The sequence below is a fragment of the Acidicapsa acidisoli genome, from assembly GCF_025685625.1.
GTDB lineage: Bacteria > Acidobacteriota > Terriglobia > Terriglobales > Acidobacteriaceae > Acidicapsa > Acidicapsa acidisoli.
Window position 1 is genome coordinate 239738 of record NZ_JAGSYI010000001.1, and the last position, 26008, is coordinate 265745.

Below are 26008 nucleotides of genomic sequence, written 5' to 3' on the forward strand. Positions count from 1 at the left end.
AATGGGTATTCCCAACAAATCAGGGTCAAGCAAACAATCTTCTCCACAGATGTGGGTGCCCGACCCTTGGCGCAGTCTCGTCGCGCCAAGGGTCGGACTCGCACTCGCTGCCTTTACGACCCTCATCGTGACCGGCTGCAAGCCGGTCGGACCCAATTATCAGCGCCCTGTCTACGACACCCCTCCGATCTACAAGGAAACAGGCGCATCCAACGTAGTCGCTCCCCCACCTCCCGCTCCCGAAGGTGGGGGCTGGCAGCCGGCCTCGCCCTCCGATGGCATGTTGAAGGGCAAGTGGTGGGAGATCTACAACGATCCTCAACTCAACCAGTTCGAAGAACGCATCGCCGCTGTCAACCAGAGTCTGCACCAGGCGCTCGAAACCTATCTTGCCGCCCGCGAACAGGTACGAATCGCAAGATCGGCATACTCTCCTACGCTCTCCGCCGGGCCATCTCTTACTCACGACAAGGTCTCATCCCATCGACCGCTCATCACCGGGAGTCAATCCGCATCCATTACCAACTACAACGATCTTGTGCTCGCAGGCCAGGCTTCGTGGGAACCGGACTTCTGGGGTCAGATTCGCCGCACCGTGGAATCTGCCCGCGCCGCAGCCCAGGCCAGCAACGCCGACATGGCCAACATTGAGCTAAGCCTCGAATCCGAAATGGCCGAAGACTACTTCGATCTGCGCGGCCTCGACCTGCAAAAGCAATTGCTTGACAAGGATATTCAAGACCTCACAAATCAGCTCGACCTGACCAAACGCCGCCTCAAAGGGGGTATCGGAACCGAACAAGACGTCGCCTTCGCCCAAACGCAACTAGACACCACCCGCGCCCAGCTCATCGACGTCGGAATCGCCCGCGCCGAGTTCGAACACGCCATCGGCACCATTGCCGAATACAAGCTACCCAACTTCAGCATCGCTCCCAACCCGCTGCCGCTCGATTCCGATCACGAACTGCCCAAGGTCCCTCTGGGTGTGCCGTCCCAGCTCTTGCAGCGCCGTCCTGATATCGCAGGCGCAGAGCGCCGCGCCGCCCAGTCCAACGCCCAGATCGGAGTCGCAATCAGCGCCTTCTATCCCACCATTTCGCTCGGTGGAACCGGAGGCTTCGAAAGCACCCACGGCGGCACCTGGATTCAAGGCCCAAGCTCCCTCTGGTCCTTGGGCGCGCAAGCATCCGAGCTGCTCATCGATGGCGGCAAACGCAAAGCCGTCACCCGACAAGCCCGCGACACATTTGAAGCCAGCGCATCCTTCTACAAAAACGTTGTCTTTCTCGCCTTCAACGAAGTCGAAGACAAGCTCTCCGATCTGCGCATTCTGGAGCAGGAAGAGATTGCGGAGCGAGCCGCAGTGGCGGACGCCCAGCATTCTCTCGATGTCTCAAACAAGCGATACAAAGGCGGCGCAACCGACTATCTCGAAGTTCTGACCGCCGAAGCGACACTCATCCAGAACCAGCGAACACAAGCAACTCTGGTCAGCCGGCAATTTGCCTCCAGCGTCGAACTGATCCGCTCCCTGGGCGGCGGCTGGGATGCTTCGCAGCTTCCGAAATAGCAGGAAATTTGCTACCCACCAGCGCGATTTGCCATCCTACAAACCACAAAGTGACGGGGAAAGGTCCTAAATCCCCGTCTCCCACACATCGATCGTGACGAATCGGTGCGTTGTACCAAAACGCTCCACGAGTTGTCCCGCAGCGGCTACCGACGCAGAGCGATTCACTTCTAGCGTTCTATGGCTACCGTCGTGTAATACGATGTTGGTTGCATAACCCCGCTTCTGATTCCGCTCGACAAGCCCTGAAAGACGAGGCGTCACCTGTCCTGCCTCGGTCGCGTCCCAATCCGCTGTCATCGCGTTCCACAGGACCGGAATCAATCCCAGTTCGCGAGCAATCCGCAGCGTCACCGGCCGTCGTGATCCAAATGGTGGCCGAAAGAATCGAATTGGCGCTCCAATCGTCTGCTCGAGTTCGGATTTGGTCCGCGTCAGCTCTTCGCGCGTTTGCATCTTGCCCGTACGGGCCAGATGAGGGTGGGTCCAGGTGTGATTGCCAATCACGTGACCTGCGTCATGCATCTCGCGAACCAGCGAACGCTGGTCGATCGCATATTTTCCGAGCAGGAAGAATGTGGCGCGGACATTGTGCCGGGCAAGCGCCTCAAGCAAGATCGGCGTCCAGCGCGGATTCGGGCCGTCGTCGAAGGTAAGAGCAATCTCGCCGGGACCGTCTTCAGGATTGCGAGGGGCCGTAAGCGTGGCTCCGAAGATCCGCGAACTGGGCCAGTTCGCGGCGTAGGCCCACCCGCCCACGACAAGCCCTGCGACCACTGCAGAGCCAACTCTAGCCTCAACCAAATCGAGCGGGGCGACCACGGTCAATTTACCTTTGATTTCATATGGTTGTCTCAGTCCCTGAGACTATTGTCGTCCGTTCTCTTTGCATTCGCCAAGTCTCCGGGCGTACACTCTGATTGGTTCGGACCGTATCCTGAGTAAACGGAGCGGCACTGGAGATAAAATGAGCCTTACCAATTTCCCCGAAGAGGGCAGAACTGCTGCCGCTCCTACTTCCCAAATGACAACTAAGGTTACAATGCCAGCGCTGGCCGGAATGAAGCGCCAGGGCAAACCCATCACCGCGCTCACGGCGTACGACTATGCTACGTCGCGCCTCGTGGACGAGTCCGGAATCGACATGATTCTGGTCGGCGATTCGCTGGCCATGGTGGTGCTCGGACACGACAACACGCTGGCTGTCACCGTAGATGAGATGCTGCACCACACGCGGGCCGTCCGTCGTGCAGTGCGCCGCGCACTGGTTGTAGCGGATATGCCCTTCGGCAGCTATCACGGGAAGATCTCCGAGGGCGTTGGCAATGCGGTACGCTTCGTCAAGGAAGCAGGAGCCGAAGCGGTCAAGATCGAAGGGCCACGCACAGAGTTGGTGCGGGCGCTCACCGACGCCGAGATTCCCGTAGTCGGGCATCTTGGCCTCACTCCGCAAAGCGTGCATCGAATGGGCGGCTATCGCGTCCAGGCCAAGACCACCGAGACCGTTTCGCAGCTTCGTGCCGATGCCGTAGCGCTGGCGGAAGCGGGCGCAGGAGCGATTGTGCTGGAAGGAGTTCCGCGCGAAGTCGCCTCGGCGGTTACAGCAGATCTGGCGATTCCGACGATTGGCATCGGCGCCGGTCCGGAATGCGACGGACAGATTCTCGTCTTCCACGACATTTTGAACATGACCTTCGCGCCTCATGCGAAGTTTGTCCGTCAATACGCCGACGCCGCCGCACTGATTCGCGATGCGGTGGAGCGTTATCGCGAAGATGTCGAGCATCGCGCGTTTCCTACGGACGAAGAGAGCTACCACCTCCCTGCCGCAGTTCGCGAAGCCGTCCAGGCCGCTGAAGCCGCTGAGACATTGGAACTGCCTGCCGCCGCTGGAATTCATCGGGTCTAGCCGCGAATGCAAATAATCCAAACAGTAGCCGAACTGCGCGCGTGGTCGCGCGAATTTCATCGATCTGGAAAAACAGTCGGCCTCGTGCCGACCATGGGAGCTCTGCACGAAGGACATTTGTCTCTCGTGCGCACGGCGAAAGCTGCCTGCGATGGCGTGGCTGTAAGCATCTTCGTGAACCCAACCCAGTTTGGGCCGAATGAAGACTTCGCCCTGTATCCGCGCACCTTCGACGCAGATTGCACACTCCTCAAAGCAGAAGGTGTAAACGCGGTTTTCGCGCCGGCGCCCGAGGAGATTTACCAGTCCGGCGCCAGTACCTTTGTCGAGGTTGCCGGGCTCAGCGACCGTCTGGATGGAGCATCAAGGCCGGGCCATTTTCGCGGCGTGGCTACGGTCGTGGCCAAGCTGCTGATTGCCGCAGAGCCGGGTCGTGCCTTCTTCGGGCAAAAAGACGCTGCGCAAGTTGCCGTGTTGCGGCGGATGACAGCCGACCTCGGTCTGCCCGTGGAACTCGTCATCTGCCCGATTGTGCGGGAGCGCGACGGGCTGGCAATGAGCTCGCGGAACCGCTATTTGAGCGCTGCAGAGCGAAGACAAGCATTGGTTCTGCATCGCGCTCTGAATGCCGTTGATGCGCTGGTCGCCACGGGAGAGCGTTCCTCAGAAGCATTGATCGCCGCCGCCCATGCGAATTTTGCCACGGAGCCGTCAGTCCGGGTTGATTACATCGCCGCTGTCGATTGGGCCACGCTTGAGCCTGTCCAGGAAGCCCGACCCGGAACACTGATCGCTGTTGCCGCCTTTGTTGGGACGACACGGCTGATCGATAACCTCGTCGTCGAATAGTCAGGCCCTCCAGGTCTCTAAATCGAGACCTGGAGTCGAAACCTGACGCAGTCTGAGCCTTATCGCGAACCGGGTAACCGCTTAGTGCGGGCCTTCTTTTTCAGGCTTCGCGACGAACGGTTCGGGGCCTAGATGTCCGCGATGGCAGGTGCCACAAGTGACAGGATCGCCAGAACTGTCGATTTTCGCGATATAGCTGGCGTTGATCTCTTCCACCATCTTGTACATCTTGCGCGCGGTCTGCTTCTCTTCCTTCGAGTCGTCGGCAAAGTTGAGGCGCGGCTTGCCATTGGGGCCAAGGTTCTTCGGATCGACGGCATGGCAGGTCTTGCAGCCGGTACCCAGTTCGCCTTCCCACTTTTCCATGATCTCGTGGACCTGCGGCCCCGTGAGGTCTTTGGGCAGGACTTTGAGATTGGTAGGGGCGGGCATCTCATGCTTCGGCGCGGTGTCGGGCTGGTTCTGGGGTGGTGGCGGGATCGGATTCTGGGCTGCAAATACTTGGGATCGCCCAGCAAGCAGAGATACTGCGGCGACCGCAAACGTTAAGACAGCGGCCTGCATAAAGCGGGATGATTTCATGCCTGAAAATCCTTTCGGGATGAGGAACGGCGTGCAGTTTGGACGGAGAACTATGAGGACAAGTTTACACAGTCCATCAAACAGAACGAATACGAGAAACGCAGGAATTGTCGGCGAGCGCGAATCGCAGGGGCAAATCCGCGGCGTGACGGATGCCGATTCTGGGAGTGACCTCAATCGGGCCAGGAAGCCATTCATCCTGACGAAGCTGCAACGGAGACGCTGAATCAAGAAAATCGAGGCCATTGTGCTCCGGCCGAGTGATGCTAAGCGCCTGGCATAAGCGCCCCGGACCTCCGGTCAGTTTTGCCGGGGATGTGTTTGCGGAAAGCCCACGATTGATGGCCATCGCTTCGAGACCGAGCACCGGTTCCAGGGCACGGACAAGAATGGCGCCAGCCTTGCCTTCCGGCTCGCAAGTGACGTTGACGCAGTAGTACATGCCATAGATGAAATACACATAGACGTGGCCAGGCGGCCCGAACATCACCGAATTTCTTGGCGTCACGCCGCGGAAGCTATGCGCTGCCGGATCAGGCGTATCGGTAATGTGCGGGCCGAGGTAGGCCTCCACCTCGACAATGCGTCCGGCAAGCCAGCCTGCCGGAGTGCAGCGGGCCAGCAATTTGCCCAGCAGCATGGGGGCAACTGTCTCAGGCGGCTCGGCAAAGAACCTCCTTTGCATCCGTTTCCAGTTTCGCGGCAGCGATACGTTCGTCACAAAAAGGCCAGAATTACGCTTTGTGCGATTGAATGGCTGCCAGCACTTCTTCAGCGTGGCCTTCGGGTTTGACCTTGGGGAAGATCTGCAGCAGGGTCTGGTCAGGACCGATCACGAACGTCGTGCGTTCAATACCGATGACTTTCTTACCGTACATGTTCTTTTCTTTGAGCACCCCAAACTGATTGCACACGGTTTCGTCTACATCTGCGAGAAGTGGATACGGCAGGTCGTACTTCTCGCGGAATTTCCGCTGTGCTTTCGGCGTATCGCGGGAGATTCCGAGGACCACAGCGCCAGCTTTCTGGAGCTTTTCAAAGGTGTCGCGAAAGCCGCAGGCTTCTATGGTGCAGCCAGGAGTATCTGCCTTGGGATAAAAGAAGAGTACGACCGGCTTTCCGGCGAAGTCGGTAAGATGGACGGTCTGGTCCTGATCGTCCTGGAGGGTGAAGTTGGCAACTTTTTCGTTCAGTTCCATGAAGGATTCCTCATTGGGTAAGCAATCGTTGAGATTCTGTTTGGCCGATTCTGCGTTGTGGAAGCGCGGTACAAGGACATTGGGGAAATCTTTGTCGGAAATAGGCGACTCATACTTGGCTCAAATCGATTATTCCCGAGCAGGGCTCGGTGTGTCATTGTCGCGGATGAGAGTTGTGGCGAGTTGCTTTGCTTTTGCGAGCTTCGCGGCGGTGACGCTGGCGCAATACCCGGGGCGAATTACGAAGACAGACAAAAACACTCCCACCCTGCGATCCATCGCCGTTCTCGAGTGGACGGGCGACCCCGGTAAGCCATCGGCCAGCCGTCTGGTGCCGGTTACAGTCTACGACGGCGAACAACTGAACGATGGAACGATCTATTTGTCCCGGCCGGAGCCGCTTGCTCTTGCCGGCGGCGTCGAATATGAGCTGCAAAAGGCGGGAAACCCCGTGGGGCTCTTCGACGTTTTTGCCGCAGGCGAGGTTAACGGCGCGTGGCAGGGTTTCGGGGCGTGGAAACCGCTCACGGCTCCGGAGGCCGCGAAGGCCAAAGCGTCCTTCAACACCAGTTCCCTCTATGGAGGCGACGATGCCTCCGATAACGATCACCCGGTGCTGAAACGCAAGCACCCCAAGGGCACCGATTCCGACGACGGCGCCAGTTCTGGTTCGGCAAGCGGTTCGGATACAACGGCGAAGTCCCCTCCGGCCACCGGAAACAGTTCTGGGACCGTAGATCCGGATCGGCCAACATTGAAGCGAAAATCCAGCGACAATTCCGGGACGAGCAGCACTTCGAGCGCCGGTTCGGCCTCAGCGTCCAATGCTCCCGTCGATCCGGATCGGCCCACGCTGCACCGGAACCGGCATGTGGCAGATGCTGATACGGAAACCTCCTCGGCTCCGCCCGATCCCGATCGTCCGCGCCTCAAGCACGGCAAGCCAGCCGACCTCGCCGACGCCGAAATTCCGAAGCTCATGGGACTTCCCCCCACGATGCAGCAGGCCGTTGCGGTTTCGGACGCCAGCAATCACGCCGAGCATCCATGGAAGTACACCTGGGCCAACCTGGACGACGAATCCAAGATGAAGGCTGCGCTCGAAGATATTGCGCGAACTGCGTTAGGGCTCAACACTCCGCTTGCTCCTCCACCTGCCAAATCGGCGCGGAAGACAACGACCACTAAAAAGACTCCCCTGGTGCCGCCAACGCCTCCGCCACCAGTTGAGCTGGCAGACGAGGAATTCCGCGTCTTTGAGTTGGCTTATGGAGGCTCCGCGACGATGGTTTTGACGGCCAGTACTCCTCTGCCGCCGATGCCCAATGCGGCGGATGACTCGGAGCCTCCGCCGCCGGTGATCAAGCGCGGCAAGCCGACTGAGGGTTCGAGCGCGCCGCTTGCCCAGACTCCTATCCCGCCAAAGCCTGCTCCGCAGAAGTTTGTGACGCTCGTGGCGCAGCCGGATTTGTACGGCGGCGTCATGGTGCTCTTCAAGAGCGTGACCGACAACGCCCATCTGGACGACAAGCCGCGCATGAGACTGGTGGATGCTGTGGACGCGATGGCCGACAATCGCGGCGAGCTGCTGTTTGAGCTGCGGGGTAAGACGCAGCGGCAGTTTGCGCTGTTTCGCGTGATGCGCGGTTCGGCGGAACAGCTATTTGCGACGGTCGCGATTCCCTCGGTTACGGTCGCTCAATGAGCGAACAAAGAGGGAAGAAAACGCTACCCCTGGGGGGGAGGGGTATTGTTTTCCGCTTAACTGATTGACAGTGCTTGTTTTATTGACATAAAAGGGTGAGTTTTATGCCTGTTTTTGGCGCATTTTGATGCGTTTTTTGTACGAAAATTGAGAGGCGCAAACACCGCGTGAGCAACGAGTACGCTTCCTGATTGTGCATCAGGGGATGGAAATTCTACGCATCGCTTTTGTTTCCTCGGCTACACGACCGCAGTTACCGCTGCAAAGGCGCTCCGTGCTGCGGCAATCGTCGCATCAATCTCGGCTGGCCCATGCGCCGTTCCCAGGAACATTGCCTCAAACTGCGAGGGCGGCAGCCATACACCCGCGTCCAGCATGGCGCGATGGAAGCGCCCGAACGCCGTGGTGTCGCTGGTCGCAGCCTGCGTGTAATCCGAAATCGGTCCTCCAGAGAAGAACCAAGTCCACATCGAGCCGACGCGATTTAGCGTCAGTGCGACGCCAGCCTGGGAAGCCTCTGCTACGACACCCTCGGCAACTGCCTTTGAAGCTGCCTCCAACTGCGGGTAGACCGACGCAGCGTGCTCCCGCAGATAGCCAACCGTGGCCAATCCAGCCGCCATCGCCAAGGGATTACCGCTCAGCGTCCCGGCCTGATAGACCGGCCCGAGCGGGGCCAGCAGTTCCATGAATTTCCGCTTGCCGCCAAACGCACCGCAGGGCAGGCCGCCGCCGATGATCTTGCCCAGGGTCACCAAATCCGCATCTAGGCCATACAACTCCAGCGCGCCACCTAGAGACAGCCGGAAGCCGGTCATTACTTCGTCGACGATCAGCAAAGCGCCGTGCTCCTCGGTGATCGTCCTGAGGCCCGCGAGATAGCCCGCCGCCGGAGGAATGCACCCGGCGTTGCCGACAACCGGCTCCAGGATGACCGCCGCAATTTCGCCCTCATGCGTAGAAAAAGCCGCTTTAACCGCTTCCAGATCGTTGAATGGCAGTGCGAGCGTCAGTTGCGCAATCTCTTCGGGTACGCCCGCCGACCCGGGAATCCCGAGCGTCGCGACACCTGAACCGGCTTTCACCAGCAGCCCGTCTGAATGGCCGTGATAGCAGCCCTCGAACTTGATGATCCGCTTGCGCCCGGTTGCCGCGCGAGCCACGCGGATGGCAGACATCGTAGCCTCGGTTCCTGAGCTGACGAATCGCATTCTCTCGATCGCCGGGAAGCAGGCCATCACCAATTCGGCCAGATCGCCCTCGGCTTTTGTCGACGCACCAAAACTGGCCGAATCCCGCGCGGCCTTCGCGATTGCTTCGACGACCGGCGGAAAGGCGTGGCCGAGAATCATCGGCCCCCATGAGCCGAAGTAATCAATGTATCGGTTTCCGTCGGCGTCCAGGAGATAAGGACCCTCGGCCCGCGCAACAAACGGTGGCTCTCCACCGACCGAGCGAAAGCCGCGTACCGGCGAGTTCACCCCGCCGGGAAAAAGCCCTTCGGCCCGGTTTTGCAATGCCCGCGATTGTGTCCTGCTCGTTTCCGCCATCTGTCTATCACCTGAATCCAAGTATAAGAGGCCGCTGTATCTGCGCAATTCCGCAACAAGGACTAAGATCGCAGGTATGAAGGAAGGAATATGTGGGTGAGTTCCTCGAATTGAAGGACAAGCTGCTCGTTCTCTACGACGGCGAGTGCGGATTCTGCAATCGGTCGATCCGCTGGCTGTTGCGCCGCGATGGTCACGACCGCCTGCGCTTTGCTCCTTCGAACTCGCCCTCCGTTCAGGAGCTGCTCGCCCGGCACGGTTTTCAATCCTCAGGCGAGGAACAGGGTCCAGACACCATCCTTGTCTTCCGCAACCTTGGCACTCCGGTCGAGGAACTGCTTGTCCGATCCAACGCCTTTCTCGCCTGCCTTCGTGTTCTGCCGCAGCCATGGCCAACTTTCGCGGTGGGTCTTCGCATATTTCCCAGACCGCTCCGGGAAATGTGCTACCGCTTCATTTCTCGCCATCGCTATCGCATCTGGGGCCGATATGCGAGCTGTCCCATCCCCACAGCAGAAGAGCGCCTGCATTTTCTCTAGCGTCGCGCTACAAGGACTGCACGCCGCTCGTCCGGATGGCGTTAGCTGGTAGAATCAGTCTTTCCGGGCTGCTTTCGCAGACGGCAATCCATCCCCCTCTGAAGGCACACCTTGCCCAAAGCTGCTCCAACCGCCGACGCTCATCCGGACACAACTTCAACTGCCCCCAGCCAGACCGAGACGACGAAGGCCGTCACTTACGCCGACGCAGGCGTCGATATCTCCTCGGGAGATCGCGCCAAGGACCGCATCAAGTACCTGGCAAAACGGACCTTTAACCGCAGCGTTCTGGGCGGAATTGGCGGATTCGGTGGGCTTTTTCAGCTTGATCTGAAGAAGTGGGCTGAGCCGATCCTCGTCAGTTCTGCCGACGGCGTGGGAACCAAGCTGAAACTGGCCTTTGACCTCGGCATCCACAACACGGTCGGCGCGGATCTGGTAAACCACTGCGTCAACGACATCGCCGTGCAGGGCGCGGCGCCGCTCTTTTTCCTGGACTATCTTGCCACAGGCAAGCTTGACCCCGCCGTCACTGAGCAGATTGTGACCGGCCTCGCCGACGCCTGCAAGGCCAACGGCTGTGCCCTGATCGGCGGCGAAACCGCGCAGATGCCCGGCTTCTACCAGGATGGCGAATACGATCTGGCAGGATTTATTGTCGGCGCTGTCGATAAATCGAAGCTGATCACCGGCGCGACGATTGCGCCCGGCGACGTGCTCATCGGACTGCCCTCGACCGGGTTGCACACCAATGGATATTCGCTGGCGCGCAAGCTGTTTTTCGAGGTCGCCAAGTACAAACCGACGCAGTATATCGGCGCTATCGGGGACAAGGCCGGAACTGCCCTGATGAAGGTGCATCGCAGCTATCTCGCCATCATGCAGAAGCTCGCCAATGCGGGTCTGGCCGCGGGCATGGCCCACATCACCGGCGGCGGAATTACGGAGAATCTGCCCCGCATCCTGCCCAAAGGCACCTGCGCGCAGGTCGAACTCGGCTCATGGCCGGTGCTGCCGATCTTTGAACATCTGCAAGCGCTTGGACAGGTTCCGCAGGACGAGATGCTGCGCACATTCAACATGGGAATTGGCCTGATTGTCGTTGTTCCGGCAGACAAGTTCAGCAAGGTACGGGCGCTGCTGAACCGCGCAGAAGAGAAGTTTCACGTGATCGGCCGCATCGTCAAGGGAGACAGGTCAGGAGACAAGGCAGGCGACCGCAAGGTGCACTTTGTATGAAGCGGCTCGGCATTCTGCTCTCCGGCCGAGGCTCGAATTTTCTGGCAATCGCCAAATCCATCCGCGAAGGGCGGCTGCCGAACGCTGAGATTGCAATCGTTATCGCGAATGTGGCGGACGCTCCCGGTCTCAAAGCCGCGCAGGATTTGGGTTTGCCCACCGCGGTTTTCGTCTCCAAAGGACGGAAACGTGCCGAACACGACGCCGATGTTGCCGCATGTCTGCGGGAGCATGGCGTCGATCTGGTGATCCTTGCCGGATATATGCGGCTGCTCTCGCCGGAGTTCATCGCCGCATTTCCAAACCGCATTCTGAACATCCATCCTTCCTTGTTGCCCGCATTTCCCGGTCTGGATGCGCAGCAGCAGGCCTTCGACTACGGCTGCAAGGTCGCGGGGTGCACCGTCCATTTTGTCGACGAGCATCTGGACCACGGCGTCATCGTGCTCCAGCGGAGCATCGCGGTCCTCGAAACCGATGATGCGCATAGTCTTTCCAACCGTATCCTCGCGGAAGAGCATGTTGCTTACAGCGAAGCCATCGCCCGCGTCCTCTCCGGCGAATACCGGATCGAAGGCCGGCGTTATCTGCGCATCTCTGAGGCAGCGCCTACGCCTGTCAAGTAGGCTGCCACAAGTGCGGCAGTTAAGCATCACATTTATATAGACTTATTCCATATCAACGATTTGCCGAATAAATCTGCCGCGCGCCTAGTCTTGAATCTGGCTGGGAACAGGCCAGTTCCGGCTGCGAAGATCAGCTCTTCAGCCCTCCCCCCGATTGAACTGAAGCAACGGGAGCTGCATGATCGCAGCCGGCGCCGGACTGTTCCCTGACCAAATCGAAGCCTGAATCGCAACGTAGAGAGCGACTCAGGCGGAATGAGGACTAAATCGCGATGGCCAACATTCTGGTAAACGTAGAAAAGGGAATCGAAATCGCTGCCACAGACGCGCTGCAATGGCTGGGCAAGGCCCAGACCGCACTGAGCGCGGCCCCCGGCGTGGTCGCCGCGCTGGCTACCCTGGCGACCGCCGTGGACAAGCCTCTGGCCGACATCACGGGCGTTATTGCCAATCCGCTGAATATCCCTCTGGATGTTCAGACCGCAACCGACCTCAAGGCTGTCTGGCCCCAGGTCAAGAGCTTCCTTGGAACTCTGGGCGTTAAGTTCTAGGAGCCGGACACAGACCAGTTGGGCCGCTTCCGGCTGGAAGCGGCCCTGACTATCCATCCGGGATTAGTGTTTAGGTGTTCACTTCCCGCGCATCTCCCAAAATAAGCCGGGCAACCATCTTTCTGTGGCCCCGGTAGAAGGTCACGCTTACTTCGTCGCCGGGCTGATGTTTTTCCATGATGGTGGCGATGTCAGAGGTGTCTCCGATCTCGCGGCCATCAATGGCTACGATCAGATCGCCGCCCAGCATGATCAGCATGTTGCCGAGATACGCCTGCTCGTTGCCGCCGTGCAGGCCTGCGCGCTCCGCCGAGCCTCCGGGGACGACTTTCTGCACCAGGACACCGGAGGCTGCCGGCAGCCCCATCTGCTCGGCGATATCCGGACCGATGGCGAGGGAGACAATGCCCAGGGAGGGCCGGCGGACGCGGCCAAACTTGGTCAAATCGCCTAGAACGGCCTTGGCCGTGTTGATGGGAATCGCGAACCCAATGCCTGAGCTTTGTTCCGCTCCGCCGGTGGCGATGAGCGTATTGATGCCGATCACTTCGCCGCGCGAATTCAGCAGCGGACCGCCGGAATTGCCGGGATTGATGGCCGCGTCGGTCTGGATGGCGTCCTCAATCGGCGAACCCTCGGGGCCTTTGACTGTGCGGATCGAGCTGATGATGCCGCGAGTCATGGTTCCGTTCAGGCCAAAAGGGTTTCCTATGGCGTAGACCTTTTGCCCTACCACGAGGTCGCTGGAGTCCGACAGCGTCACCGGCTGCAGGTTGGGCGCGTTGATCTGCAACAGCGCCAGGTCATGAATCTTGTCCGAGCCGACAATCGTTGCCTTGTAGGTGTGCTTGTCGCTGGTTTTGACTTCGATCCGGTTGGCGTCGGCGATTACGTGGAAATTGGTCAGTACGTGTCCGGCGTGATCCAGAATGAAACCGGAACCTTGCCCCTCCTGCGGTACCTGCCCGTAGAAGAAATTGAAGGACACGGACTTCGACGTGATATTCACGACCGAGGGCAGCGCCTTCTTGTAGACGGCGATATTATTCAGCTCCTCAGAATCGTAGGCTGGCGCGGCATGGGCCTCGGTGAGCGCCAATGGCGACTTCGATCCGCTTGCATTCAGCAGATTCAGTCGGCTAACCGCTTCTGGAAGGTGAGCCGTAATATACCAGAAACCACCTACCAGCAGGACAATCAATACAATTCGACGCAATCGCATACCCGTCAAAGCCTTTCCGGAAAGACAAGAAAACCTACGGGAATTCGATGCTGCACGTTCCCGCTATTCTCTATTGTATTAACTCGGTTGAGGAAGAATTGTTGCTAATCTGCGATTGTCGGTTCTACCCCGGCGATCGCCGGCTTGTAGGAGGCGCCAAACTGCCGATCTCCGGTTGCAGGAAGAGAGGTGAAAACACCCACGATTGAGGGGAAAAAGCGCTCGCGAAGACGAAGTGCAGGGATCTCGATAAGTTTGGCGGCGACGATCCCGATCACAATTGAGCTAGTGAAGAAGACTGCGACGCGAACAGAGGCGGCGCTTGCTGGCAGCCACGCGGAAATCATGCCTGAACAAAATCCATGCCACAGATAAATGGAATAGGAGAATGTTCCGATATACGCGACGGCTGACAGGCCAATCAGGGCTGGCTTTGGAGCTTCATGAATTTTTACACTGAGAAAGCCTATCAGGAGGCATCCATACCCAAGATAAAGGGAAGTGAACCCAAATGTGTACATCCACCTTTCATACTGTCCCCAAATGAACATTGGCAAAAGACAAACTGCCGAGAGACAAAAAATCAGGGTGCGTCTTCGATACGCGAGATTCAAAAATCGCTCCTGGTGAAAGTGATACCAATAGGAGATGACCACGCCGAAGAATAGTGAATCCAGCCGGAGATGAGTTGGAAAATTGTGAGTCTGTAGCGAGTAAGGAATATACCTCGCTGTAAGCAGACGCACAAAAAGTACGATTAGAGCAACCACTACAAATATAACCGGGATAAATGAGAAAGGATTGTTCCGGTCCTTGACGGAGTTGCGAATAAGAAAGAACATAAGCAGGGGGAGCAGAATATAAAAGTGTTCTTCAACGGAAAGAGACCAAAAATGGCCCCACGTACCAATGAAATAACTCTGAATAAATAACATATCGTGAAGCAATTGGTACCAAATCTCATGGCGATGCTGCACTACTCGGATAGCTACGGTGATACCAACAACCGCGTAGAATCCAGGGTAAATCTTGAGAGCTCGTCGGATCGCAAAACGGCGGAAAAGAATTCGCCCGGTTCTTTTATATTCCGAAAAAAGCAAACCTGAAATCAGAAAACCACTTACCACAAAGAATAGGTCAACGCCGCTCCAACATGGGCGCCAAACACCAGCATCCCATGTTGGCGTCCGAAGGATTGCACTATGGCAAATCAGCACCATAAGTATGGCAACGCCTCTGAGAACATCCAGTTGCAAATTCCGCGCAGACGTGCTCAAGGAAGCGGCAAAGGTCATATGTCTATCCTCCATTAGTGGGTCCACTAGCAATCTCGTCGCATCTTGCGATTTCAGCGGCGAATGTTCCTAATCTCCAAGCAAATGGCCGAATGCCCAGCTAACTGCACGACTTGTCTTGCTTCTTACACAAAGGGGTATGGGGATACGGTCAGAAATTCAAATGACACGATGTGGAAAGCGGGATGTTTGGGGGAGTTCAGAATACAGCGAAGCGTTTTACAGATCAACCCAAATCCATCGCAATTTTTCACGAATTGCGTTAACTCAGCTGCCAGGAATCGCTAAATTAATTCGTTTGTCTATTGTAAGGACCTGTTTGCAGAGACTTGTTACCCAGTTCCACCAACTGCCGCCATACTGCCTCCACCTGGGCGCGCAGTTCGGTCAGATCGCCGGCATTTTCGAGGACAAAATCTGCCCGCGAGACCTTTACAGCATCGCTCAACTGCTTTGCCAGCCGCGACCGGGCATCGGCTGCGATGCGATCGTCCCAGCCGGACGGCGACAATCGGGCGACGTACCGGGCGATTTTCAGCTCATCCGGAGCGGTCACGGCGATAATCCGGTCAAACCGGCGACGCCAGTACGACAAAACCCCCTCGGACTCGCCGCGCAGCCGTGCGTCCCGCTCCACTTCGTAGATCAGTGCCGACTCGACGACTGCGATCGCCCTGGGATCGCGCAGGAAGACTTCCCGCATCCAGTCTCCCTGCACGGCAATCACCGCTGGATGGACGATTGCGTTCAGTTCATTGAGCCTGCCGCCGCGAAACGCTAATTCCGCCAGCCGCGCCCGGTCCAGCTTGCTATCCGGGGCTACGACGCCGGGCCCGAAGACTTCAACGATCTCGTCATACACGGGATGGCCCGGTTCCATGAGTGCTCGGGCGAGCTCATCCGCCTCGATCACCTCCGCGCCAAGTTCGCGCAGATGGCCCGATACGGTGCTTTTGCCGCTGCCTAATCCACCCGTAAGTCCTACACGCAGCATCTGCTTACAGCCCCCTGCGCATACGGGCCGCACGCACGGTGTTGGACATCAACATCGCAATCGTCAGCGGACCTACGCCGCCCGGCACCGGCGTATACGCTCCGGCGATTTCAAAGGCCTTCGGATGCACGTCGCCTACAATTGTCGAGCCGCGCTTCGAGAAGATCTCCGCCCGCTTGCCGTCCCCAGCGAAAAATTTCTCGAACTCCGCCAGATCGGTGATGCGGTTGATTCCGACGTCGATCACGGTAGCTCCGGGCTTCACCATCTCCGGTGTAACGAAGCCTGCCCGGCCGATGGCGGCGACCAGAATATCGGCCTGACGGGTAATTGCGCCCAGATCGCGTGTCTTCGAGTGGCAGATGGTTACGGTGGCGTTTTCATGTAGCAGCAGCATCGACGCCGGCTTGCCCACGATATCGCTTCGCCCGACCACCACCGCGTGTTGCCCTGAAATCGGGATGCCGCTACGCTTCAAAATCTGAACCACGCCCGCCGGTGTGCATGGCGCGAGCGCAGGGCGACCGGCTTGCAACCGTCCCGCGTTCACGGGATGAAAACCGTCCACATCCTTTTCCGGAACCACCGAATCCAGCAACAGCTTGGCGTTGACCTGTGGTGGCAGCGGAAGCTGAATCAGGATGCCGTCGATTTCTTCGCGGGCGTTCAAGTCCGCCACGAGCGCCAGCATTTCTTCGGTCGTGACCGTCTCGGGCGGCGTGATCATCTCGCTGAACAAACCGAGTTCGCCGCAGGTCTTGACCTTGCTGCGCACATAGATCTCCGAAGCCGGAACATGCCCAACCAAAACTGCCGCCAGACCGGGCCGAATGCCCTGCTCGGCGAGCAGTTTTACCTCTTGCGCCACTTCGCTTTTGATCTCCGCGGCAATCGCCGCACCGTCCAAAACTCTCGCCATCCGTCATCCATCTCCCAAACAGTTATCGTAGCAATTCGTGAGCGTGCCCACCTTCAATCTGCCCTAAGTCGAATCCCAGCCACACTCTTCCGCCATCAAACTCCCGTTGCGGGAGTATTCTGACCACATGTTCTTGCGCCCGTCGCGCCCATTCCGCCGGCAGGGACTGGCCCTGCTTATTCTCGCTTCGATCCTGGCGGCAGCGGCGACATCGAACGCTCAGTCGTCGGGAGGTTCATCCACGCGTCCCGCAATCCCTGACGGCAGGGAGCTCGACATCAAGGACATAGGCGTCGGCGCAGTCCCTATCGACGGGAACTGGCAATTCCGAACCGGCGACGATCCAGCCTGGGCCGCACCCGGATTGGATGATTCCGGCTGGGAGTCGATTCGCACCGAAAAGCCATGGGGGGTGCAGGGCTATCCCGCATACTCGGGATTCGCCTGGTATCGCCGCCATTTGCACATCGCCCTGAATCCCCCACCGGAGCCCGGGGCGAAGCCGGATCTTCTGCTGCTCATGCCGCCGGTGAATGACGCATACCAAGTCTACTGGAATGGCGCTCTCATTGGTCATATCGGCGAGTTGCCACCGCATGCGTCCTGGCCTGTTACAGCCGATCGGCATATTTTCGGCTTTCCAGCAGCGGGATCAGGAGTCCTGGTGATTCGCGTTTGGAAATCGCCTCCCGGTTCTAGCGACTCCGGCCGACTTGGCGGCCCGCGCGACCCCTTGTATATTGGCCGCCATGATGCCATCGCCGGCATCATGGTGGGTTGGGATTACGACTGGCTGCGCAGCAATCTCTATACCATTGGCCTCAATTGCCTCTACGGCGGCGTCGCCTGCCTGGCATTCCTCCTGTGGCTGCGCAGGCGCAACGAAAGTCTAATGCTTTGGTTCGCACTTTTCGCAGGCCTGCCGGTCGTGTGGGGAATTCTCTTTAGTCTCCGTCTTCCCTTCGATTCCACCATTGCGAGCGCAATCCTCCAACCGATCTACGCGCTGCGGAATGTTGCACTCTGGTTCGTGCTCATCGAGCTGTTGCAACTCAAGAGCAATCGAGCTCTTCTTCGATGGGCGCAGTTTCTCGCCGCAATATCGTTAACTACCGGTTCCATCGACGGACTTCTTGGCCTGGCTTACTTTGTGGTGGGATGGACGACCCATTCCTGGATACAGTGGACGGACGCCATCGTGACCGCCATTGGAACAACGATTGAAGTCTTCCCGCTGGTCATCATTGCGCTCGGCATCCGCCGACGGCTCGACGCGGCACGATGGGCCGTCGCTTCCACGGCCTTTCTGTCGCACATGATCATGGTCGTTACGTCGGCCAGCAAGCAAGGCGAACGCTTCACGCATTGGACCCTCTCAAACTTGTTGAGCACGCCGCTTTTTTTCATTCAGGGAATGTACTTCAATGCCGAGATCCTCGCTGACACCGCCTTATTCGTCTCTATTCTCTTCGCCGTCTATCGCTATGGCAAAGAGCAGACTACACGCCGGAGCGCGTTGGAGCTTGAGATCCAGCAGGCGCGTCAGATCCAGCAACTGCTCATCCCCGAGGCCATTCCGCCAGTTCAGGGCTATGCTCTTACCAGCGCCTACCAACCGGCACGGGAAGTAGGCGGAGATTTTTTCCAGGTCATCGCGCTGGAGGATGGCTCCACTCTGATCGCCCTCGGGGATGTCAGCGGCAAGGGACTCCACGCCGCTATGAGCGTCTCGATGATCCTCGGCGTCCTGCGCACTCTCGCGGATTCTTCTCTCAGCCCTGCCGCAATCCTGACCGGCATGAATCGCAGTCTCTATGGCCGCATGGGAGACGGTTTCGCCACTGCGGTTTTTCTGCGCATCACTGCCTCGGGCAGACTGACACTGGCCAGCGCCGGTCACCTTCCGCCCTTTCTCAATCATCGGGAACTGGACTTGCCCGGTTCGTTGCCTCTGGGCCTTACGCCAGCGAGCAGCTACGAGGAAACATCGATCGAATTCCGCCCAGGCGACCAGCTGAGTCTCTATACCGACGGCCTGCTGGAGGCGCGCAATCCCTCCGGCGAACTCTATGGATTCGAACGCCTCAACGCTCTTTTCGCCAGCCGGCCTACTGCCGAGGACGCGGCGCAGGCGGCCGTTGCCTTTGGCCAGGACGACGATATTACCGTGCTCACGCTGACACGGCTGGCTGCAACGGCCTGACGCCACAAGACGCCGGGCGATAGCCACCGCAGTTCATTCCCCAAACGTTGCATCCCGGAAACATCAATATCCGAATGAGTTGGACTCGGAATGGGTATAGTTGTGCCATGTATTCCTGATTGATCGGGGGAACGGGCTGTGCCACGAGGGCTGCGCATCGTCGTCCCCATATTGCTGGGGTTGTATCTTTCTTCCGCCTGCGTGAGCCAACCGGGCACTGCTGAGGCCGCGCCTGCGGCAAAACAGGCACAGACTAATAACTCTTCGATTCTCTCGCTGGGGCCGGGATACATTGCGCTGAATGGCCCGTGGCGCTTTGCGACTGGCGATTCGCCACATGCGGCGCAGGCTGCAACGCCGCTCTGGGCTCAGCCGGGCTTTGACGACCAGCGTTGGGAGACAGTCGACCTGACTCCGCAGCCGGGCAGCTCAGACCCATTCAACGGCGATCCGGCCTTTGTTCCGGGATGGACGACTTCGACGCATCCCGGGTACATAGGCTGGGCCTGGTATAGGCTCAAGGTGCCGCTGGCAGTGCTGCCAGGACAGGAACTCGCTCTGTTGGGCCCGCTGCGTATGACCGACGCATACCAGATGTATGTGAATAGCAAGCTGGTGGGCAGTTTCGGCGACTTTCTGGCGGACAGCGGAACGCCGGTGGCCTACTTTACCCATCCGGTGGAGTTTCCGCTGAAGGATGCTGCGACGCAGAGCGCAACTCCGGTGATGCAGACGATCGCCATCCGTGTATGGATGGGGCCAGTTGGATTTCTGCACTCGCCCTATGCAGGAGGGTTGAACTTTGCTCCCCTGCTGGGCGAGGCGCAAGCCATTCATGCACAGTACGAGTTGCAGTGGCAGGTCAAGCTGCGGGAACTGACCTATCCGCCGATTGAAGCTGTGTTACTGCTGGTATTGGCGCTGGTGCTGGCGAGCCTGACCTTCTTTGACCGTTCGGACCCGGTGTATTTGTGGGCTGCGGCAGTGCTGGTAATTGCGGCGTGCGCAGATATTGCGCTGGTGCTGGCGGCTCTGACCTTTGTTCTCAGCAGCCGGGCATACTTCACCATCTGGGAGGTCTTCATCATTCCGCTCTACCTCGCAGGATGGGTGATGGTCTGGTGGAGATGGTTCCACCTGCGGCGGCCGACCTGGGTTCCTGCGGCGATTGCGGCTCTGACCGTTGCTTATATGACCTCCGAAGCGCTGCGCGAGAATTTCCTTTTCTATGGGCATGTGCCGGCGACTCTTGGTTTTGTCTTTCGCTTCACCCCGGTGCTGGTGCGGCTGATCTTTCTGATCTTCACTATGCTGATCGTGACATCGGGAATTCGCAAGCAGGGGCGGGAAGGCTGGCTGGTGCTCACGGTCATCGTGCCGCTGGCGCTAGCGCTGTTTACGTCGGAGCTGATCGTGCTGCATCTGCCGGTGCTCTGGCATCCTTTCGGCTACGACATTTTTGTGGGGCAGATTGCCGATCTGCTGCTGGTAATGGCTCTGACAGTGCTGCTGCTGCGCAGACTGCTGATTTCGGTTCATCGCCAGCGGCTGCTGGCCCAGGAACTTATGCACGCCCAACAGATGCAGCGGGCGCAGATTCCTGAGACGCCTCCGCTGATTGCCGGTTATGCCGTAACCAGTTCCTATCGGCCTGCGCAGGAAGTAGGCGGAGACTTCTTCCAGATCATGCAGTTGGATGATGGCCAGACGCTGATCGTGCTGGGGGACGTGAGCGGCAAGGGATTGAAGGCTGCAATGGCGGTCTCCATGATCGTAGGTGCGATCCGGATGGCGGCAGAGACGACGACGCAACCTGCGGAGATACTGGCCGCGCTGAATCGCAGGCTCCTCGGCCGGCTGCAAGGGGCGTTTGCAACCTGCCTTGCGCTACGCCTCAACGCCGATGGCGGTTGCACGATGGCGAGTGCGGGCCATCCCCGGCCCTATCGCAACGGAAGCGAATTGGAGCTGCCCGGCGCATTTCCGCTGGGGCTTATCGCGGCTGTCGACTACGACGAGAGCAACTTAGTGCTTCGTCCGGGGGATCAGCTCAGCCTATACACCGACGGGCTGCTGGAGGCGCGCAATGGTGGCGGTGAGTTGTATGGCTTTGAGCGGCTCAAGGCGCTCTTTGCGGCGCGCCCAACCGCTGAAACAGCCGCACAGGCTGCCGTGGCATTCGGTCAGGACGACGATATCACAGTGCTGACCCTTACTCGCATCGAAGCAGGCGAGAGGATGGCCGCAGGCAGGCTTGACGCTGCATTCTCCCCAGTCTGATCCCTTTCGGTACAACAAACCGTTCTTAACTCGTTTCCTGCTTGTGGTTTCACCCGATAGCCGGGATATGCTGTCCTCATGCTTCAAGCTCTGTTACGCAGCTTTTGTTGCACTTTTTTCCTGATACTGATTGCCTGGTTTGCACCATTCTCTTCGGCGCAACAGCTCTCCGGTGGAGGCAAGCTGGAGTCTTCCACGCTTGTTCTCCAAAATCTCACCGACGGAGCCATACCGCTTGACGGCCCATGGCAGTTCCACCTCGGCGACAACCCCGCATGGGCCGCGCCGTCTTATGACGACTCCCACTGGGAGCAGCTAAGCGCAGACAAGCCCTGGGGCGAGCAGAATCACCCAAGCTACACGGGCTACGCCTGGTACCGGCGCCGCATCGCCGTTACTTCTTCCGGACCATCGTCCGACTTGGCGCTCATGGTTCGCCGGATCGACGACGCGTACGAGATTTACTGGAACGGACAATTGATTGGCCGTCATGGAGCGTTTCCGCCGCACGCCGTCTGGTATGCGCAGTCTCAACCGCCCCAGACCTTCGGCTGGCCATCGCCTCAGCAAGGCGTGATGGCCATTCGCGTATGGAAAGCGCCGCTCCTGTCCGAGGATTCCGGTCTCAGCGGCGGCTTTACTGCCGCGCCCCTGGCAGGCACCCCGGCGGCTATCGTCGCCGCGAAGAGCAGGCTGGACTACGAGTGGCTGCGGAGCCGCCAATTCGTCTTCGGCCAAGATCTGATTTACGCCCTCGTCGCACTCATCAGCCTGCTGGTATGGCTTCGCTATCGAAGCCAATGGACGCTCTTGTGGATGGCAACCTTCGCTTTGGCGTCCATCTCCAGGCAACTTGTGTTCATGATGTCTCTATCCTGGCCAATGGCCATCGTGGATGGTATCGCTGCGCCGATTTCCTCGGTTCGCGACATTTCTTTATGGTTCCTGCTGCTGGCTCTTCTGCAACTCCGCGACAAGCAATCCATCCGGACGCTTACTTTGGTCTTTTCTTTCATCAGCCTTGTCGCGACTATCACAGACGGCCTGATCTCCATCTTCTGGTGGACCTCCGATAAGCTGGTCGAAACTCAGATTGCGGATGCAGTGACAACCGCCTTCTATATCTTCACCGCAGCGCTTCCGCTGCTGCTGGTTCCCTTCGCTTTCTCGCGAAAGAGACGGCTTGACGCAGGGTCCAGACTGGTCGCCATTCTGGCCTTTCTGTCCGGAATGATTCAGGTGGTCTCCAACATCGCAGCACAGGGCAGCCGGTTCACCCACTGGACGCTGGCGGACAGAATCGCCGTCCCGCTCTTCGTTCTGGAAGGGAATTCCATCAGCATCGTGCCGCTGGCCGGGATGCTCCTGCTGATCTCTATCGTCTTCGGCGTCTACCGGAATTCCCTCGAAGCCCGCCGCCGGCAGATCGCCCTCGAGCAGGAGTTCCGTGATGCCCAGGAACTGCAACGGGCTCTCATCCCAGAGACGCTGCGAACCCTGGCCGGCTATGCACTCACCAGTTCCTACCTGCCTGCCGCAGAGGTTGGGGGCGATTTCTTCCAGCTTATTCCCGCTGCAAGTGGCGACTCCGGCACGACGCTGGTTGCTGTCGGAGATGTCAGCGGTAAGGGATTGAAAGCTGCCATGAGCGTGGCTCTCATCGTAGGCACCCTGCGCACGCTGGCCGAAACGACCTCCAGTCCGGCCGAGATTCTTGCGGGCATCAATCGGCGTATTTGCGGCCGCTTGCAGGATGGCTTTGTCACATGCCTTATCCTGCGCCTGGGCCCCGAGGGCGCATGCGTTCTGGCCAATGCCGGCCATCCTCCTCCATTTCTGAATGATCGCGAGATGGATGTGCCCGGCGCACTTCCGCTTGGCGTCATGCCCGACCTTAACTACCAGGAATTCCGAACCAGCCTGCGTCCGCACGATCACATGACGCTATACACCGACGGCCTGCTGGAAGCCCGCAACATCACTGGCGAGCTATACGGCTTTGAGCGTATATACAACCTCTTTGCCAAACGGCCCAGCGCCGCCGAAGCAGCTCAGGTTGCGGTAGATTTCGGTCAGGATGACGACATTACTATCCTCACCCTGACCCGTATGGAATAACATCGTTGAACTATCGGATCGTGTCCTTTAGTTCGTCCGCCTGCCCGGCGTATACCTCCTCCGTCGCGGTCCTGACTTCCTTCACAATCCTGGTCCAGACGGGATTAACCTTCGACGAATCCCACGTGCCCGCCGCCAAGGCCTCTTCATAAGCCTTCGACGCTTCCAATGTCTTCTTGTAGGCGGGCAGCTCCTTGACCAACTGAAACGCGGCAGCAATCGCTACGCCTACGTCATCCTTCAGACGCTCCGGAACATTCGCATAGACATCAGCCTTGTGCTCCTCAATCCATTGAAAGGCAATCGGTAAAACTACTTCACTCACCCATAAGTTATAGGCATTGAGAGCTTCTATGCCGGAAATCCAGGACGGATGCATCTCCCAATCCGGATGGACACCTTTCAGGCTGAATTTGGGGTATTCACGTGGAATGTATTCGCAGATCGTCTTAACTTGACCCATCAGGGGACTCTCCTAGCTTGCGCAGTTTGGGTTGAATGTTTTGAATCTCTGGGGGGAGAAACAGTTGAGGTTGGGGAAACACACGCTGAGCGTCTTGTTCCGATCGAGAGTGTATCGCGCTCTCGACACTGGCCAGACGTGCAGAGGTGATATTCAGCGTTTATAGCATTGATGTGCAGTCTCAATCATCTGCAAAATATCCGTTCTCTATATTCGCCCCACGCGCAGAATTGGCTTCCGATCCATGTTGATTTGCTGCTCTACGGCCTGACACTCGCGGTATGCGTCGTCTCGCTCACGCAGCCTCAGCCCATTCTTCTCTGAAACGGACCCCACAGAACCAAATTCAGGCCGGAAGAGTAGACAAGGACGAAGATAAAGCGAGGACTGGTAAACTCCGCCATTCCGGCAACGAATCCACAAGATTGGATCGAGCAGATGAAACCATGATTCCGCTGGAAGAGATGACAGACGAACAATTCGGGCAGCATGTTCTCGCTCTTCTTAAGAAAGAGCTCGGCCCGTACGGAATGGCGCGCTTCCTGAGCAAGTTTTGGATCGGAACCATCGACTAACCCCGTGACCGCAACCTCTGGCTCGATGGCGTCTCGGCAGACAAAGTCCTCAAGGAATCCGGATACGTTCCAGTCCGCGACCTGCTGAAAAAAAGAAGCATCCTAGCTAATCATCGCCACCTTTGCCCTTTTCCCCAACCGCACCACGATCCGCGCAGGCAGTTTTTCCAGCGGAATCGTCGCATTCCCCGCAACTTCTCCGTCCAGCTTCACCGCCTTCTCGGCAATTTTTCGGCTGGCCTCGGCTCCGCTCGCCGCCAGGCCAAGCTGCACAAGCAGCTTCGGCAGCCGGATCGCCAATCCTCCCGGCAGCCCCGACGGGCCAACCAGATCGGCATACGTAACCGCAACCTCTTCGAGATCCTCGCCAACTTCGCGCTGCTGGAACATCCGCGCCCAGTTCTCATCCGCCCGCGCTGCTTCTTCCGCCGAATGAAAATCGGCCACAATCGTCCGTGCCAGCCGCTTTTTGGCTTCCATCGGATGCAGCGCGCCAGAAGCGACCTCGGCCTGCAATCCGTCTACTTCCGACTGCCGCAGGTCGGTCAGAAGCGCCCAGAACTTCCACATCAGCTCGTCGGAGATCGACATGAGCTTGCCGTACATCTCCGCCGGCGGCTCGTGAATGCCAATCGCATTCCCGAGCGACTTGGACATCTTCTGCACTCCGTCCAAACCTTCGAGGATCGGCGTCATCAGCACGATCTGCGGTTTCTGCCCAAACTGCCGTTGCAATTCGCGCCCGCCTAGCAGATTGAATTTCTGATCTGTACCGCCTAGCTCCACATCGCACTCCAGCGCGACCGAGTCATAACCCTGCATCATCGGATACAAAAACTCATGCAGACCGATTGGCTGCTCCGCTTCAAACCGCTTGTGGAACTCATCTCGCTCCAACATCTGCGAGACGGTAAAGTGCGACGCCAGCCGAATCGTCCCCTCAAATCCCAGCTTGTCCAGCCACTCGGAGTTGAAGCGGACCTCAGTCTGGTCTCGGTCCAGAATCTTGAAGACTTGTTCCTGGTAGGTTTTGGCGTTTTCGTTGATCTGCTCCCGCGTCAGAGGCTTCCGCGTCACATTCCGGCCTGTCGGATCGCCGATCAGCGAAGTGAAGTCACCCACGAGAAAGATCACCTGATGACCAAGCTGCTGAAAGTGACGGAGTTTGCGCATCAGGACGGTATGCCCCAGGTGCAAATCCGGAGCTGTTGGGTCAAAACCGGCCTTCACGCGCAATGGCCGCCCTGTCTTGCGCGACTCCTCAAGCCGCTCCCGCAGATCAGAAACACGAATAATCTCCGCCGCACCCTTCTGCAGCAGATCCAACTGCTCATCCACACTCAGGAATTCATGCATATTCCTATAAGTATAGATTTACCGCCAGCCCGCTCTATCCAATCCGCTTTCTCCATAAGGACGGATTCCTCCATAGGCCGGAGGCTAAGTCCTCCCGCGAGCGCCAACTCAATTGAGCAAATTGAAACAGCCGCGATCGCTCTTTCATGAGACGCTTTTCACACTTGTCGAATGCAGCTTGGCGGGACCGTGCAATAAAATCGTTCCGGCTGGAGTTTCCGCCGGTTCAGGCACCTGCCCGATTAAACGTCCTCGGCCGCG

At 58.4% G+C, this 26008-nt stretch carries 23 protein-coding genes; 12 read left to right on the plus strand and 11 right to left on the minus strand.

Features of this window, described 5'->3' with window-relative positions:
* Nucleotides 1-55 precede the first annotated feature (55 nt).
* On the plus strand, nt 56-1573 hold the full coding sequence (locus tag OHL23_RS00895; protein ID WP_263349870.1) for an efflux transporter outer membrane subunit: 1518 nt from the start codon (nt 56-58) through the stop codon (nt 1571-1573).
* A 66-nt stretch (nt 1574-1639) separates the two neighbouring features.
* On the opposite strand, the gene OHL23_RS00900 is transcribed toward OHL23_RS00895, so the two are convergent.
* Entirely contained in the window at nt 1640-2395 is a 756-nt protein-coding gene (locus tag OHL23_RS00900) for a polysaccharide deacetylase family protein (protein ID WP_263351690.1), read from the minus strand.
* Nucleotides 2396-2540: 145 nt separating this feature from the next.
* On the opposite strand from OHL23_RS00900, the gene panB reads away from it, so the two are divergent.
* The gene (gene panB, locus OHL23_RS00905) at nt 2541-3482 is read left to right on the plus strand and encodes a 3-methyl-2-oxobutanoate hydroxymethyltransferase (protein ID WP_396127251.1); all 942 of its coding nucleotides are present in this window, start codon (nt 2541-2543) and stop codon (nt 3480-3482) included.
* Nucleotides 3483-3488: 6 nt separating this feature from the next.
* Nucleotides 3489-4331, plus strand: a complete 843-nt coding sequence (panC, locus tag OHL23_RS00910) for a pantoate--beta-alanine ligase (RefSeq protein ID WP_263349871.1) — start codon at nt 3489-3491, stop codon at nt 4329-4331.
* An 81-nt stretch (nt 4332-4412) separates the two neighbouring features.
* Here the strand turns inward: panC and OHL23_RS00915 are convergent, their stop codons facing one another.
* The 3 genes from OHL23_RS00915 to bcp form a co-directional block, all read right to left on the minus strand.
* Nucleotides 4413-4913 (minus strand): c-type cytochrome, encoded by a 501-nt coding sequence (locus OHL23_RS00915; RefSeq protein ID WP_263349872.1) that lies wholly within the window; start codon nt 4911-4913, stop codon nt 4413-4415.
* Between the two features lie 76 nt (nt 4914-4989).
* On the minus strand, nt 4990-5598 hold the full coding sequence (locus tag OHL23_RS00920) for a DNA-3-methyladenine glycosylase (protein WP_263349874.1): 609 nt from the start codon (nt 5596-5598) through the stop codon (nt 4990-4992).
* 49 nt (nt 5599-5647) lie between these two features.
* A complete protein-coding gene (bcp, locus tag OHL23_RS00925; RefSeq protein WP_263349875.1) occupies nt 5648-6112 on the minus strand; it encodes a thioredoxin-dependent thiol peroxidase in 465 nt (154 codons plus the stop codon).
* Nucleotides 6113-6287: 175 nt separating this feature from the next.
* On the opposite strand from bcp, the gene OHL23_RS00930 reads away from it, so the two are divergent.
* Complete coding sequence (locus OHL23_RS00930) at nt 6288-7817, plus strand: hypothetical protein (RefSeq protein WP_263349877.1); 1530 nt, start codon at nt 6288-6290, stop codon at nt 7815-7817.
* A 239-nt stretch (nt 7818-8056) separates the two neighbouring features.
* Here the strand turns inward: OHL23_RS00930 and hemL are convergent, their stop codons facing one another.
* A complete protein-coding gene (gene hemL / locus OHL23_RS00935; protein WP_263349878.1) occupies nt 8057-9367 on the minus strand; it encodes a glutamate-1-semialdehyde 2,1-aminomutase in 1311 nt (436 codons plus the stop codon).
* Nucleotides 9368-9459: 92 nt separating this feature from the next.
* Between hemL and OHL23_RS00940 the strand changes: the two genes are divergently transcribed.
* The 4 genes from OHL23_RS00940 (at nt 9460) to OHL23_RS00955 (ending at nt 12322) form a co-directional block, all read left to right on the plus strand.
* On the plus strand, nt 9460-9906 hold the full coding sequence (locus OHL23_RS00940; protein ID WP_263349879.1) for a thiol-disulfide oxidoreductase DCC family protein: 447 nt from the start codon (nt 9460-9462) through the stop codon (nt 9904-9906).
* 111 nt (nt 9907-10017) lie between these two features.
* Nucleotides 10018-11145 (plus strand): phosphoribosylformylglycinamidine cyclo-ligase, encoded by a 1128-nt coding sequence (purM, locus tag OHL23_RS00945; RefSeq protein WP_263349880.1) that lies wholly within the window; start codon nt 10018-10020, stop codon nt 11143-11145.
* The gene (purN, locus tag OHL23_RS00950) at nt 11142-11771 is read left to right on the plus strand and encodes a phosphoribosylglycinamide formyltransferase (RefSeq protein WP_263349881.1); all 630 of its coding nucleotides are present in this window, start codon (nt 11142-11144) and stop codon (nt 11769-11771) included. The genes purM and purN overlap by 4 nt, the downstream gene beginning before the upstream one ends.
* Before the next feature lie 272 nt (nt 11772-12043).
* Entirely contained in the window at nt 12044-12322 is a 279-nt protein-coding gene (locus OHL23_RS00955; protein ID WP_263349882.1) for a hypothetical protein, read from the plus strand.
* Between the two features lie 70 nt (nt 12323-12392).
* Here the strand turns inward: OHL23_RS00955 and OHL23_RS00960 are convergent, their stop codons facing one another.
* From OHL23_RS00960 to OHL23_RS00975, 4 genes are all read right to left on the minus strand, one after another.
* On the minus strand, nt 12393-13544 hold the full coding sequence (locus tag OHL23_RS00960; RefSeq protein ID WP_263349883.1) for a S1C family serine protease: 1152 nt from the start codon (nt 13542-13544) through the stop codon (nt 12393-12395).
* 104 nt (nt 13545-13648) lie between these two features.
* A complete protein-coding gene (locus tag OHL23_RS00965; protein ID WP_263349884.1) occupies nt 13649-14839 on the minus strand; it encodes an acyltransferase family protein in 1191 nt (396 codons plus the stop codon).
* Between the two features lie 289 nt (nt 14840-15128).
* Nucleotides 15129-15833 carry a dephospho-CoA kinase gene (coaE, locus tag OHL23_RS00970; protein ID WP_263349885.1) on the minus strand — a complete coding sequence of 235 codons (705 nt, stop codon included), beginning with the start codon at nt 15831-15833 and terminating at the stop codon, nt 15129-15131.
* Between the two features lie 4 nt (nt 15834-15837).
* The gene (locus tag OHL23_RS00975; RefSeq protein ID WP_263349886.1) at nt 15838-16752 is read right to left on the minus strand and encodes a bifunctional 5,10-methylenetetrahydrofolate dehydrogenase/5,10-methenyltetrahydrofolate cyclohydrolase; all 915 of its coding nucleotides are present in this window, start codon (nt 16750-16752) and stop codon (nt 15838-15840) included.
* 127 nt (nt 16753-16879) lie between these two features.
* Here OHL23_RS00975 and OHL23_RS00980 point away from each other — a divergent pair, with 127 nt between their 5' ends.
* From OHL23_RS00980 to OHL23_RS00990, 3 genes are all read left to right on the plus strand, one after another.
* Nucleotides 16880-18955 (plus strand): PP2C family protein-serine/threonine phosphatase, encoded by a 2076-nt coding sequence (locus OHL23_RS00980; RefSeq protein WP_263349887.1) that lies wholly within the window; start codon nt 16880-16882, stop codon nt 18953-18955.
* Between the two features lie 138 nt (nt 18956-19093).
* Nucleotides 19094-21235, plus strand: a complete 2142-nt coding sequence (locus OHL23_RS00985) for a PP2C family protein-serine/threonine phosphatase (protein WP_263349888.1) — start codon at nt 19094-19096, stop codon at nt 21233-21235.
* Between the two features lie 78 nt (nt 21236-21313).
* A complete protein-coding gene (locus OHL23_RS00990) occupies nt 21314-23353 on the plus strand; it encodes a PP2C family protein-serine/threonine phosphatase (RefSeq protein ID WP_263349889.1) in 2040 nt (679 codons plus the stop codon).
* 10 nt (nt 23354-23363) lie between these two features.
* On the opposite strand, the gene OHL23_RS00995 is transcribed toward OHL23_RS00990, so the two are convergent.
* Nucleotides 23364-23816, minus strand: coding sequence for a hypothetical protein (locus tag OHL23_RS00995; protein WP_263349890.1), 453 nt, complete (start codon nt 23814-23816; stop codon nt 23364-23366).
* A 425-nt stretch (nt 23817-24241) separates the two neighbouring features.
* Here OHL23_RS00995 and OHL23_RS01000 point away from each other — a divergent pair, with 425 nt between their 5' ends.
* Entirely contained in the window at nt 24242-24391 is a 150-nt protein-coding gene (locus tag OHL23_RS01000) for a hypothetical protein (RefSeq protein WP_263349891.1), read from the plus strand.
* Between the two features lie 102 nt (nt 24392-24493).
* Here the strand turns inward: OHL23_RS01000 and tyrS are convergent, their stop codons facing one another.
* Nucleotides 24494-25747, minus strand: a complete 1254-nt coding sequence (gene tyrS, locus OHL23_RS01005) for a tyrosine--tRNA ligase (protein WP_263349892.1) — start codon at nt 25745-25747, stop codon at nt 24494-24496.
* Nucleotides 25748-26008: the final 261 nt, after the last annotated feature.